General features: G+C 70.2%; 9 protein-coding genes and 1 other RNA gene. 3 read left to right on the top strand and 7 right to left on the bottom strand.

From position 1 onward, the window contains the following. Positions 1-42 precede the first annotated feature (42 nt). The 7 genes from KV397_RS04115 to ffs all read right to left on the bottom strand — a co-directional run bounded on the left by KV397_RS04115 (position 43) and on the right by ffs (position 8,267). Positions 43-2,550 (bottom strand): glycoside hydrolase family 65 protein, encoded by a 2,508-nt coding sequence (locus KV397_RS04115; RefSeq protein ID WP_261812229.1) that lies wholly within the window; start codon positions 2,548-2,550, stop codon positions 43-45. Continuing rightward, positions 2,547-3,305 carry a beta-phosphoglucomutase family hydrolase gene (locus tag KV397_RS04110; protein WP_131491392.1) on the bottom strand — a complete coding sequence of 253 codons (759 nt, stop codon included), beginning with the start codon at positions 3,303-3,305 and terminating at the stop codon, positions 2,547-2,549. The genes KV397_RS04115 and KV397_RS04110 overlap by 4 nt, the downstream gene beginning before the upstream one ends. 100 nt (positions 3,306-3,405) lie before the next feature. Next, positions 3,406-4,626, bottom strand: a complete 1,221-nt coding sequence (locus KV397_RS04105) for an acetate/propionate family kinase (protein ID WP_261812228.1) — start codon at positions 4,624-4,626, stop codon at positions 3,406-3,408. Next, positions 4,623-6,740 (bottom strand): phosphate acetyltransferase, encoded by a 2,118-nt coding sequence (gene pta, locus KV397_RS04100; protein ID WP_261812227.1) that lies wholly within the window; start codon positions 6,738-6,740, stop codon positions 4,623-4,625. Before pta ends, KV397_RS04105 begins: the two co-directional genes overlap by 4 nt. Before the next feature lie 64 nt (positions 6,741-6,804). Then, on the bottom strand, positions 6,805-7,503 hold the full coding sequence (locus KV397_RS04095) for a hypothetical protein (protein ID WP_261812226.1): 699 nt from the start codon (positions 7,501-7,503) through the stop codon (positions 6,805-6,807). Then, complete coding sequence (locus tag KV397_RS04090; protein WP_261812225.1) at positions 7,500-8,108, bottom strand: rhomboid family intramembrane serine protease; 609 nt, start codon at positions 8,106-8,108, stop codon at positions 7,500-7,502. The genes KV397_RS04095 and KV397_RS04090 overlap by 4 nt, the downstream gene beginning before the upstream one ends. 62 nt (positions 8,109-8,170) lie before the next feature. Beyond that, positions 8,171-8,267: signal recognition particle sRNA small type (gene ffs / locus KV397_RS04085), an RNA gene on the bottom strand. Between the two features lie 176 nt (positions 8,268-8,443). Between ffs and KV397_RS04080 the strand changes: the two genes are divergently transcribed. From KV397_RS04080 to KV397_RS04070, 3 genes are read left to right on the top strand one after another with little or no spacing between them, the layout of a single operon-like run. Continuing rightward, positions 8,444-9,433, top strand: coding sequence for an AAA family ATPase (locus KV397_RS04080; RefSeq protein ID WP_047522165.1), 990 nt, complete (start codon positions 8,444-8,446; stop codon positions 9,431-9,433). A gap of 11 nt (positions 9,434-9,444) precedes the next feature. Further along, positions 9,445-10,635 (top strand): DUF58 domain-containing protein, encoded by a 1,191-nt coding sequence (locus KV397_RS04075; protein WP_131491389.1) that lies wholly within the window; start codon positions 9,445-9,447, stop codon positions 10,633-10,635. After that, positions 10,622-12,889, top strand: coding sequence for a transglutaminase family protein (locus tag KV397_RS04070; protein WP_261812224.1), 2,268 nt, complete (start codon positions 10,622-10,624; stop codon positions 12,887-12,889). The genes KV397_RS04075 and KV397_RS04070 overlap by 14 nt, the downstream gene beginning before the upstream one ends. Position 12,890: the final 1 nt, after the last annotated feature.

The raw sequence follows: 12,890 nt of genomic DNA, 5'->3' as shown, positions 1-12,890 counted from the left end.
GGGGGTCTCGGCACAAAAGAGAAAGGAGAGGAGGAGGGAAGGTCAGTCGGTCGGTTCGATCACCGGGACCGCGGTCGTGATCACCGGAACGGATGCCGACATGCGCGTGCCGTCCTCGCGTCGTGCATCGGCGAACTGCCGCAGGGTCGGGCGCCCCGGGAGCATCGGCCCCTGATCAGCGAGGGGCACGACGGCGGCGTCCTCCACGGTGGCGAAGTAGGCGGTGTCGCGCACGCTGAACGGCACCGGCGGACCACTGCGCACCTCCACGCGGAGCTCGTCCCTCGTCACGGTCACCTGCATCGTGGACCCCTGCCACTGCAGCGGGAACGAGAGAGAGGGCCAGTCCACCGGAAGCCGCGGATCGAAGCTGAGGTCGCCCGCGTAGTCGCGCATGCCGCCGAAGCCGCACACCAGCGCGGTCCACACCCCACCGGCGGAGGCCACGTGCACACCATCCGCGGCGTTGTGGTGCAGGTCGTGCAGGTCGACGAACAGCGACTGCTCGAAGTACTTCCTGGCGAGGTCCTGGTAGCCCACCTCGGCGGCCATGATCGACTGCACGACCGCCGACAGGGTGGAGTCGCCCGTGGTCAGCGGGTCGTAGTAGTCGAAGTCGGCCTTCTTCTCCTCGGGCGTGAAGTGGTTGCCCTGCAGGAACAGCGCGAGCACGACGTCCGCCTGCTTGAGCACCTGGAACCGGTAGATCACCAGGGGGTGGAAGTGCAACAGCAGCGGCCGCTGCTCGGAGGGGGTGTTGGCGAGATCCCAGACCTCGCGCTCGAGGAAGAGCGAGTCCTGCGGATGGATGCCGAGACCCTCGCTGTACGGGATGAACATCGCCGACGCCGCCCGCTCCCACGCCTCGGCCTCACCGGGACCGAGCCCCGTCCGGTCGACGAGCTTGACGTAGTCCTCCGGGTGGCTCTCCTTGATCTCGCGCACCACCTTGGCCGCATAGCGGAGGTTGTAGCGCGCCATCACGTTCGTGTACAGGTTGTCGTTGACGACCGTCGTGTATTCGTCCGGGCCCGTGACGCCGTGGATGTGGAAGGTCTCGATGCCGTCTCCGGAATCCACCTCGTCCACCAGACGCGAGGCGCGCCAGAACCCGAGGGTCGCCCACAGCCGTGCGGTCTCGATCGCGATGTCGGCGCCCTCGCGCCGCAGGAACTCCTCGTCCCCCGTGGCCCGCACGTACTTGCCCAGCGCGAAGCTGATGTCGGCGTTGATGTGGTACTGCGCGGTGCCTGCGGCGTAGTAGGCGGAGGCTTCCTCGCCGTTGATGGTGCGCCAGGGGAAGAGCGCTCCCGCCTCGTTGAGCTGTGCCGCACGACGACGCGCAGCGGGGAGCATGCCCGCGCGGGCGCGGAGCGCGTTGTACGCCCACCGCGGCGTCGTGTAGGTCAGGAACGGGAGCACGTAGATCTCCGTGTCCCAGAAGTAGTGGCCGCTGTACCCCGACCCGGAGACGCCCTTGGCGGGGACCCCGGCGCCGTCGGCGCGCGCCGATGCCTGCGCGAGTTGGAACAGGCACCAGCGAGTGGCCTGCTGCAGGTCGTCGCGCCCGCCGATCTGCACGTCGCTGCGCTCCCAGAACGCGTCGAGCCACTCCCGCTGACGCCGGAACACCGTCTCGACGCCCTCATCCGCCGCACGGTCGAGCGAACGACGGCAGCGGTCGACGAGTTCACGCGGCGGCACCCCGCGTGAGGTGTGGTAGCTGACGAGCTTCGTGACCGTGATCGGGACGCCGGCCTTGGCCTGCACGCGGAACACGTTCTTCGCGATGTCGGGCTCCACGAGCGTGCGTGCGTTGTACTCGTTCTCGGTCTCGACGATGTGGTCGGCGACCACGGCGACGGTCATCCCGGAGTCTGCGACCCGGTACGACAGCGCCGAGCGCAGTCCGTCCTGCCAGTGCTCGGCCGGCTCCAGCACGCGGTCGGCGATCTTCTCGGCCTTGCGCGGGTCGAAAGCGGCCGCCTTCGTGCCGATCGGCGTCCCGGCGTACACACCGGCTCCGTCCTGGCGGTTCAGCAGCTGGCAGCTGATCGTGACCGGGGCATCGGCGTTCTCGACGACGACCTCGAGCCGGAGGACGGCGAGGTGGCGCTCCTCGAAACTCACGATGCGCTCGTCACGCATGCGCACGCGCTTGCCCGACGGGGTCTCCCACACCACCAGGCGCTCCAGGACACCGGTGCGCATGTCGAGGGTGCGCCGGTATTCGCGCACGTCGGCGTCGTCGAGCGAGATCGGCTCGTCGTCGACGTACACACGCATGACCTTCGCGTCGGGGGCGTTGACGATCGTCTGCCCGACCTCCGCGAATCCATAGGCCTGCTCGGCGTGCCGGATCGTCCAGGTCTCGTGCAGTCCGTTGATGAAGGTCCCGTGCTCCTGGGCACCCCGACCCTCGATGTGGTTGCCGCGGAGGCCGAGGTAGCCGTTGCCCACGGAGAACAGCGTCTCGCTGACGCCTTCCTCCGAGTAGTGCGTGTCGATCAGACGCCACGCGTCGACGGGGAAGCGGTCGCGGTCGATCATGCGGTCTCCGGGATGTCGGTACGGGTGGCGGGGACGAAGACGGCGAGGTCGTCGACGACGATCGTGGCGCCGGCGGCTCGCAGGGCGTCGGCACCGGCCCCGCGATCGACGCCGATCACGGTGCGGTAGCCGGCTGCGGAGGCGGAGGCGGCACCGGAGGTGGCATCCTCGACGGCGACGGAGCGGCTCGGGTCGACCCCGAGGGCCGCGGCGCCGGCGGCGAACATGTCGGCGGCCGGCTTGGACGCGAGACCATCGCGCTCCGCCACGACGCCGTCGACCACGACCCGGAAGAGGGAGCGGATGCCGGCGGCGGCCAGCACCTCCTCGGCGTTCTTCGAGCTCGACACGACGCCGAGCGGGATCCCGGCGGCACGCAGGCTCTCGACGAGCGCGAGCGACCCCGGGTACGCAACGATGCCCTGCGCGCGCAGAGACGCTGCGAAGGCGGCGTTCTTGCGGTTGCCGATGCCGCAGATCGTCTCGGCGGACGGGTCGTCATCGACGTGTCCCCAGGGGACTTCGATGTTACGGCTGCGCAGCAGACTCGCGACGCCGTCGTAGCGCTTCTTGCCGTCGACGTAGTCGTAGTAATCGGCATCCGTGTACGGCGGGGTGATGCTCCACCGGGCGAACACATCGTCGAACACGGCCTGCCAGGCGCGCATGTGGACCTCGGCGGTCGGGGTGAGGACGCCGTCGAGGTCGAAGAGCACGCCGTCGGCGTGGAACAGGTCGGGCAGTGCGTCTGGCACAGAGCCTCCAGGAGAAGGGCGATCAGGGGGCCGGCACCTCTCCGTGCCACCGCTCAAGCGTAATGCGGCATCGCGTCACGGGGTAACCCCCGCGAGCGGATCAGAGGAGCTCGGCCGTCTGCCTGGCGATCTGCAGTTCCTCATCGGTCGGCACGACGAGCACCGGCACCGCGGAGGCGTCCGTGGAGATCCGACGGATGCCGCGCTCACGAGCGTCGTTCCTCGCCGGATCGATCTCGACGCCCGCGAAACCGAGCGTCGCCAGCGCAGCGGCCCGCACTGGCGCGGCGTTCTCGCCCACACCGGCCGTGAACGAGATGACGTCCACTCCGCCGAGCTGTGCGATGTACGCCCCGGCGTAAGCCCGCAGGCGGTGCACGTATACGTCGAAGGCGAGCACGGCGGACTCGTCTCCGGCATCCACACCGGCGAGGATGTCGCGCATGTCGCTGCGGCCGGCGAGTCCGGCGAGACCGCTGCGGGTGTTGAGCAGCGAGTCGAGGTCGTCGATCGAGTACCCGGCACGGCGGGAGAGGTGGACGAGGGCCGCCGGATCGATGTCTCCCGACCGCGTGCCCATCACCAGGCCCTCGAGCGGGGTGAGCCCCATCGACGTCTCCACCGAGCGCCCGCCCTCGATCGCGGTCACGGAGGCGCCGTTGCCGAGGTGGAAGACGAGCTGCCGGAGCTCGGCGAGGTCGCGCCCGAGGAATGCCGCCGCCGCCTCGCTCACGTACTGATGGCTCGTGCCGTGGAAGCCGTATCGCCGCACCCGATGCTCGGCGGCGAGCGCTGCGTCGATCGCATAGGTGTACGCGGCGGGCGGAAGCGTCTGATGGAACGCGGTGTCGAACACGGCCACGTGCGGAACCTGATCGAACACGGCGCGTGCGGCCTGGATCCCGGCGAGGTTCGCGGGGTTGTGCAGGGGGGCGAGCACCGCGAGCTCGTCGATCTGACGCTCCACGTCGGCGTCGATCAGGGTCGGGGCGTAGAAGCGCGCACCGCCGTGGACCACGCGGTGTCCGACCGCGACAGGGCGACGCTCGTCGAGCGAGGGCCCGTGCGCGGCGAACTGCTCCCGCATCACCTCGAAGGCGGCGGCGTGGTCGGCGATCGGCTGCTCGCTGCGGTACGTCGCGTCGAGCATCGTCGGCACGGCGGCGGCGTCCACGGCGGGGCGGACGGTGTGCGCCACGGGACTGGACTCCTGCCCGATGCGCTCGATCAGTCCGCTCGCGAGCAGGTCCTCCTGTTCGATGTCGATCAGGCTGTACTTCAGCGACGACGACCCGCTGTTGATCACCAGGATCGCGCTCATGCCTCATCTCCCTGCGCCTGGATCGCCGTGATCGCGACCGTGTTGACGATGTCATCGACGAGCGCGCCGCGGGACAGGTCGTTGATGGGCTTGTTGAGCCCCTGGAGCACCGGTCCGATGGCGACGGCTCCTGCTGAGCGCTGCACGGCCTTGTACGTGTTGTTACCGGTGTTGAGGTCGGGGAACACGAACACGGTCGCCCGGCCGGCGACCGCCGAGTCCGGGAGCTTGGCCTTGGCCACCGCCGCATCCGCCGCCGCGTCGTACTGGATCGGCCCTTCGACCGGGAGCTCGGGGGCACGCTCGCGGACGAGCGCGGTCGCGGCGCGCACCTTGTCGACGTCGGCCCCGGAGCCGGACTCCCCGGTCGAGTACGACAGCATGGCCACGCGCGGATCGATGCCGAACTGGCGGGCGGTCTCGGCGGAGGAGATCGCGATGTCGGCGAGCTGCGCGCTCGTCGGATCGGGGATCACCGCGCAGTCTCCGTAGACGAGCACACGATCGGCGAGCGCCATGAGGAACACGCTGGAGACCACGTTCACGCCCGGCTTGGTCTTGATGATCTCGAACGACGGACGGATCGTGTGCGCCGTGGTGTGCGCCGCGCCGGAAACCATGCCGTCGGCCAGACCGAGATGCACCATCATCGTGCCGAAGTACGACACGTCGGTCACCGTGTCCGCCGCTTGGGCGAGGGTGATGCCCTTGTGCGCCCGCAGCCGCGCGTACTCGGCGGCGAACCTCTCGACCAGTTCAGGGTCGGTGGGGCTCAGCACCTGGGCCGCCGCGATGTCGATGCCCAGCTCGACGGCGCGGGCACGGACGGCCGCCTCGTCGCCGAGGATCGTCAGATCCGCGACCTCCCTCGCGAGAAGCGTCGCCGCGGCCCGCAGGATGCGGTCGTCGTCGCCCTCGGGGAGGACGATGCGACGCCGATGTGCGCGTGCACGCTCGATGAGGCCGTACTGGAACATCAGCGGGGTCACCACGTGTGCCTCAGCGAGCCCGAGCTGCTCGGTCAGCTCCACGATGTCGACGTGCGCCTGGAAAAGGCCGAGCGCGCGGTCGTAGCGGCTGCGCGAATCCACAGAGAGGCGCCCGCGGGTGCTCATCACACGCACGGCGGTGTCGTAGGTGCCCAGATCGGTCGTGATGATCGGCACCGACGACGCGAAGCCGTCGAGCAGGCGCACGATCTGCTCGGGAAGAGGGAACGGGCCGTTCAGGATGATGCCGGCGATGCGGGGGAAGGTGCCGGACGCATCGGCGAGCAGGGCGGCCAGCAGCACCTCGGTGCGGTCGGCCGGGATCACCACGACCGCCTCCTCGGTGAGCCGGGGCAGCACGTTGACCATCGACATGCCGGCGACGACGATCGTCAGCGCCTCCCTGGTCAACCGGTCCTCGTCGCCCGTGAACAGCGTGCCGTCGACGGCGGCGAGGATGTCACGGATCGACGGGGCCACGAGCGCACGGTCCTCGGGGATCGCCCACACCGGCGTGCGGTCCTCGGGGAGCACGGCGTGGACCGCGTCGATGACGGCGTCCAGCGCATCGGGGTCGGCACGGTTCACCGCGACGGCGAACAACTCCGCACGCTCCTCCGAGAGCTCGGACAGCGCGAGTGCGGCGATCTGTCCGATCGCCGCGGCCTCACGGGCGGTCGTGGTGCCGAGCTGTTCGGCCTGGCGCTGCTGATCGCGACCGCTGAGCACGAGCAGCACGGGGACACCGAGGTTGGCGGCGATCCGCGCGTTGAACCCGAGCTCGGCGGGGCTCGCGACATCCGTGTAGTCGCTGCCGATGACGACGACGGAATCGCACTGCGCCTCGACGGACTTGAACCGCGCGACGATCGTCGACAGCGCGCTCTCCGGGTCGGAGCGCACATCGTCGTACGTCACGCCGATGCAGTCCTCGTAATCGAGGTGTACGCCGTCGTGGGCGAGCAGCAGTTCGAGGATCTCGTCGCGCTCGGTCGTGGACCGCGCGATCGGGCGGAACACCCCCACCCGCGGCGAGACGCGCATCAGGGCGTCGAGCGCCCCGAGGGCGATCGTCGACTTGCCGGTATGACCTTCGGCCGAGGTGATGTAGATGCTCCGCGCCACGAGCCCAGCTTAGGCGCGGCGTTCGGGAAGCCGCCGGGGAAACCACCGGGAGAAACGCAGGGTCTCACTCGCACGGACCGGACAGTGCGTCGACGACGGCGGCGGCATCTTCCTGGAAGCGCGCGTAGTAGTCGCGATCGGTGTTGATCTGCACCCGGTGGATCGCGTGCGAGGGCTCCAGCTCCTGCCATCCGGGCAGGCGGCCCAGCCGGTCGTAGAACAGCGTCGCGGCGGTCTGCGGATCCATGCGCTGCTCGACGCTCCCCCACCACTCCTGCTGCTGGAAGAGTCCGATGCTGGTCGTGCGCGATCCGTCGGGGTTGGTGAACCCGCTCGTCTCCCAGTCGCCGTAGTCGATGTTGCGCAGGCTGCTCTCGCCCATCGCCGTCATCACCCCGAGGATCTGCCCGTCGCGGCGGAACCCGAGGTCGCCCGCCGTCCGGATGATCGTCGCGGCATTGTCGAGCTGTTCCCCGCTCCAGCCGCGGATGCCCGCCTCCGGGAACGTCCGGGGTTCGTCGAGGCAGAACGGGGCGGGATCGCGGGCGAGCCCCAGCGGGATCAGCGCGAGCAGTCCCCCGAGGACGACGACCGCCGCCGCGGAGAGCAGCACCCGTTGCAGGATCTTCCTCCGGCGCGCCCGGATCGCGGCACGTCTGCGCGCGCCGGTCTTGCGTCGCCGCGTCGCGCTCTTGCGGCTCTTCGCGGTCTTCTTCGTCGCCGCTCGACCTTTCGGCCGGGAGGCCGTGCGCCCCGGGGTCATGTCGCCACGCTGCCGCGCGCCGTGCGGGGGCGACCGGCGAACGCCGCCACACCCCCGCCGATCGCGCCGAACAGGTGCCCCTGCCAGGAGATGCCCTCTGCGGCGCCGAACACTCCGGCCACCATCGAGCCGCCGTACAGCGCGATCACGACCAGCGCGATCACGGCGTAGAGGATGCGGTGGGCGACGCGTCCGGGGGCGAACACCCGCATCACGACGTATCCGAAGTAGCCGAACACGAGCCCGGAGGCGCCGACCGTCAGCGTCCCCGGAGCGTTCACGACCCAGGTCCCGATGCCGCCCACGATCGCGACGATGGCTGTGACGGCCCAGAACCTCCGGGCACCTTCGACGGCGACCAGGCATCCGAGCACCAGGAAGGGTACGGAGTTCGCGATGAGGTGCTGCCAGTTCGCATGCAGGAGCGGACCGAGCACGATGCCGCCCAGACCCGAGACATCCCAGGACCTCAGGCCGAAACCGGTGAACGACCCCGGAAGGACCGCATCGGCGAACTGCACGATCCACATCGCGACGAGGAGGAGCACCGGCAGGGCGAATCGGCCGAGCGGATGCTGCGCCTTCGGAGGCGGCGAGACGGTCACCGGACGATTGTCTCAGGTGCCGCTGACGTTCGAGTGGGCGTCACGACAGGGCACCCGCACATGAAAAAGACTCTCCGCGCACCCAGCAGAGCCCGGTTACCCTTGCTGCGTTTCCGCCCTGGGGGAATTGGCCTGGATGCTGTCACGCGGAGAGCCGTCAACCATCCTAACCCGAGCACGTGGGGTGCGACGACACCGCTCGAGCGCGCTCGACGGACCGGGTGGGTCACGGACGCCGCCGACCGCCCTCTCAGGGGAAGCTTCCAGAGCGGGGACCGCGCCGCCGGGTTACGATCGAGTAACGCGCACCGCAGCGCCGATGTGAGAGGGAACGCATGCCAGAGAACGCCCCCCTGATCCCGGTGATGATCGATGCCGAACGGTTCGCCGCGCAGACCTCTGCGATCCTCGGCTCCATCGGACGGGTCATCGACGGGAAGCCGGACGCCGTGCGCAGCGCCCTCGTCTGCCTCCTCGCCGAAGGGCACCTGCTCATCGAAGACGTCCCCGGTGTGGGCAAGACGATGCTCGCCCGTGCCCTCGCCGCGAGCGTGGACGCGACCGTGCGCCGCATCCAGTTCACGCCCGACCTGCTGCCCGGCGACGTCACGGGTGTCTCGGTCTACAACCCGGTCGACCAGGAGTTCGAGTTCAAGCGCGGCGCGGTCTTCGCGCACATCGTGATCGCCGATGAGATCAACCGCTCCTCCCCCAAGACGCAGTCGGCCCTGCTCGAAGCGATGGAGGAGGGGCAGGTCACCGTCGACGGGTCGACCCACATGCTGCCGACACCGTTCCTGGTGGTGGCGACCCAGAACCCGCTCGAGATGGAGGGGACGTACGCGCTCCCCGAGGCGCAGCGCGACCGCTTCATGATGCGCATCTCGATGGGGTACCCGGACGCGGAGGCCGAGACGCTCATGCTCCGTCAGCGCGATGTGGTGAACCCGCTCGCCGCGGTGTCACCCGTCGCCGACGCGACCGCCATCTCCCAGCTCATCGCCTGGGCGCGCTCGGTGCACGTCGCCCCCGCGCTGGAGGAGTACACGGTCGCCCTCGCACAGGCGACCCGCTCCGACCCGAACCTGCACCTCGGCGCCAGTCCGCGGGCGACCCTGCAGCTGATCCGCGCCGCGAAGGTGTGGGCGGCATTGGACGGCCGCGACTATGTCATCCCCGACGACATCACGGCCCTGCTCATCCCGGTCCTCGCCCACCGGCTGCTGCCGGCGCGTGGTGCCCACCGTGCGGGCGCACAGCCCGTCGAGGCCGCACTCACCCAGATCGTCGAGCGGGTGCGCGTCCCCGTCGCGACGCGTTCCTGATCGGGTCGGTCATGCGAAGACGCCGACCTCTCACCGGCCGTGGAGCCGGCGCGCTCGTCGCCGCCCTGTGCTGCGTGATCGCCGCCAACGTCTTCGGCACCCGCATCCTGCTCTACATCGGGCTGCTCCTGGCCGCCCTCACGCTCTTCTCGCTCCTCGCCGTCCGCCTGCCCCGCCGCTCGGGGACGGTCACGCGTCAGATCTCCACCGATCTGCTCACCGTGTCGGAGACGTCGCGCGTGACGGTGCGGATCTCACTCCGCGCACTGCGGGTGCCGCACGGGCTCTGGCACGACATCCTCCCCGCGGCGGTCGCCGGCGATTCCGGCGGTGAGTATCCCCCCGAGTCCGGTCAGCTGACGTACCCGATCACCGGTGTGCGACGGGGTGTCTGGCCGCTCGGCCCGCTGATGCTGCGCACCGTCGATCCGTTCGGCCTCGCACAGCGCGAGCAAGCGTTCGGCGAGACCCGCAGCATCACCGTCGTCCCCGAGGTCTTCGCCCTCGCCCCGCTGGCCGTGCGCGTCGGAGCCGCCGGCGGAACCGCCCACACCTCATCGACGCGCCTCGGGCAGGGCAGCGACAACCTCTCGCCGCGGGGGTACATCCCCGGAGACTCGATGCGCCGCATCCACTGGCGTGCGACCGCCCACCGCGGACAGCTCATGGTGCGCCAGGAGGAGGAGGAATCCAGCCCCGACGCGGTCGTCGTCCTCGATCGCAGTGCGGGCCGCTGGGATGCGCCCGGCGCCGATGCCGACCCGGCCTTCGAAACCGCCGTGTCGCTCTGCGCCTCCGCGGCCGTGCACCTCGCCTCCGAGGGGTACAGCGTCGACGTGATCGACAGCGCCGGCACGCTGCTCGGTGCGCTCCGCGGGCACGAGGACGATCGCGACGGACTGCTGGTGGCGCTCGCGATGGTCGCCCCCCGGGGTGAGGGCCGTGATCTGGCGGCACTCATCGGCGGCACCCCGCCCGGGCCTCTGGTCTTCATCACCGGTCGGCTCGATGAGGAGGATGCCGCCCGGCTGCGTCCGGCCGGAGCCGCCGCGCCGATGCTGTTCAGCACGGAGCTTCTCCCCGGCGCCGCGGAGGCGGCCACTCCACACGGCTGGACGGTGGCGACGCTCGGGCCCGTCATCGCGGACGCGTGGGAGGACGCCGTCTCGGCGCGGATCGGAGTCGGCGATGTTCCGCGCTGAGCAGCGCCCGAAGGCGACCGCGCCCCCCGCGCACACGGCGCCGACGTGGCACCGCGACGAGGAGGAGCCGACCGGTGTCGTCGGTCCCGGTGTGCTGGCCGCGACGGCGACGATCGTGGCGATGTGGCCGTACACCTCGGTGATCTCCCCTGGAGCGTGGTCGTCTTCGGTCCTCATCGTGATCCTCGCCGTAGCGGGTGGGGGCATGCTCCTGCGGCGACTGCTGCGCCGACGGACAGCCTGGCTCCGGGACGCCGGGACGTTCCTCGGTCAGATCATCGTCGCGGTCGCGATGGTCACGCTGCTGGTGGCCGGCGATACCGCGCTCTTCGGCGTGTTCCCGACACCGACGACCGTCGCCGTGTTCGGCACCCTCGGCGCTGCGGCCCTCGAAGCGATCGTGTTCGGCTCCGCGCCGTTGGATGCCTCGCCGGCTCTCACCGCCGCCATGGCCTCCGGCTTCGCGGGCGTCGCGCTCCTGGTCGATCACCTGGTGACGCATCGCTCCGCGGTGCTGGCGACCCTGCTGACAGGGATCGTCGGCGCCGTGCCGATGATCATCACCCTCGGCGACACGAACGTCGTGTGGTTCGTGCTGTTCGCCCTCGTCGCACTCTTCCTCTTCCGGTACACCGCGAGGCGGCATCCGGAATCCCCCCGCAGGTCCTCGCTCTCGGTCGCCGTCGGTGTCGGAGCCGCCGCTCTGGTGACGACCCTGGTGATCGCTCCCGCACTACCGGTCGCGACGAGCATGGCGGGCACCGGCGTCGGGGTCACGGTCGATGCCTCGTTGCGTCTGGGCGATGATCTGCGTCAGCCCAATCCGGTCGAAGTGCTGACCATCGCGGCGAAGACCGACGTGGCCCCGTATCTGCGGCTGACGACACTCTCTCGATTCGACGGCCGGGTGTGGCAGCCGGACCGGGGCGATCTGCAGTCGCAGGACGACGGGTTCGGCACTCCGGAGTGGGGACCGGAGATCGCGACGGAGGAGGAGAACACGTCCATCCGCGTGCTCCGCATGTCGAGTTCGTGGCTGCCGGTCCCGTACCCGGCGACCGACGTGCAGGGGCTCAGCGGCTCGTGGCGGGTGTCCCCGCTCAACCGCACCCTCTTCTCGCGCAGCGCCGACGCGGTGGGGAACGACTACACCGTCACCTCCTCCCGCCTCGTTCCGACGCTCGAGCAGATCCGTGCGATCGATGCGGCATCGCCCGTGGTCGATCCCGACGCCGAGCCGGTGGAGCTGCCCGAGATCATCGCGGAGCGTGCCGCCGAGGTGACGGCCGCCGCGAGCACCGACTACGACCGGCTGATCGCCCTGCAGAACTGGTTCCGCTCGCAGTTCGCGTACTCGCTGGAGACGCCGGTGGAGGAAGGCTTCGACGGCACCGGCGCCGAAGCCGTGGCGCAGTTCCTCGACGTGCGATCGGGGTACTGCGTGCACTTCGCAGGGGCATTCGCGCTCATGGCGGAGAGCCTGGGGATGCAGGTGCGCATCGTCGTCGGCTATCTTCCCGGCTCGCTCACCGACGAGAAGCGCGGCAGCGAATCGGTCTTCTCCGTGACCAGCGATCAGCTGCATTCCTGGCCGGAGGTGCTCTTCCCCGGTATCGGCTGGGTGCCGTTCGAGCCGACCGCATCCTTGGGCGTGCCCACCGCGTTCCGTGCGGGAGTGACGCAGGGCGGCGAGTCCGGATCACCCGCCACCCCCGCACCGACCACGGCCCCGCAGAGCGAGGAGACCTCGGGACCGGAGATCGACCGTGCGGACGCCGGGGGCGACTCGGCCGACGGCGCCGCGCAGCGTCGTCTCGATCCGACGCCGGTCGTGCTCATCGCTTTCGGCGCCGTGGCGCTGCTCCTGGTACCGGCACTGATCCGCATCATCGAGCGTCGCAGACGATTCACGCAGGCGAGGCGCGGCGATCCCGCGGCAGCCTGGGCCGAGCTCCGCGACACCCTGATCGACCTGCAGCTGCCGGTCTCCGACGCCGACACCCCGCGGGTCCGTGCTGCCGGCCTGGTGCGCGACCGTCATGTGGACGCGGAGACGATGCGACGGCTGACGGATGCGGTCGAGCAGACGAACTACGCGCGATCGGCCGAGCTGCAGACGGATCTCACCGAACCGCTCAGCGAGGTGCTGCAGGCATTGCGCCGGAGTGTGGATGGGCCGACGCGTGTGCGGGCGACGCTGCTGCCCCGGTCACTGTACGCTCCCCGCGCCGCGGAACCCGGGGTCGCCGTCTGAG

It is taken from the genome of Microbacterium aurugineum (genome assembly GCF_023101205.1).
Lineage (GTDB): Bacteria > Actinomycetota > Actinomycetes > Actinomycetales > Microbacteriaceae > Microbacterium > Microbacterium aurugineum.
Note: the sequence above shows the minus strand (reverse complement) of the source record. Positions and strands in the feature narration are given on the sequence as shown.

Coding starts and splice junctions, on each gene's coding strand:
- KV397_RS04115 (WP_261812229.1), bottom strand. CDS start 2,550: ATGATCGACCGCGACCGCTTCCCCGTCGACGCGTGGCGTCTGATCGAC.
- KV397_RS04075 (WP_131491389.1), top strand. CDS start 9,445: ATGCGAAGACGCCGACCTCTCACCGGCCGTGGAGCCGGCGCGCTCGTC.
- KV397_RS04105 (WP_261812228.1), bottom strand. CDS start 4,626: ATGAGCGCGATCCTGGTGATCAACAGCGGGTCGTCGTCGCTGAAGTAC.
- KV397_RS04095 (WP_261812226.1), bottom strand. CDS start 7,503: ATGACCCCGGGGCGCACGGCCTCCCGGCCGAAAGGTCGAGCGGCGACG.
- KV397_RS04070 (WP_261812224.1), top strand. CDS start 10,622: ATGTTCCGCGCTGAGCAGCGCCCGAAGGCGACCGCGCCCCCCGCGCAC.
- KV397_RS04080 (WP_047522165.1), top strand. CDS start 8,444: ATGCCAGAGAACGCCCCCCTGATCCCGGTGATGATCGATGCCGAACGG.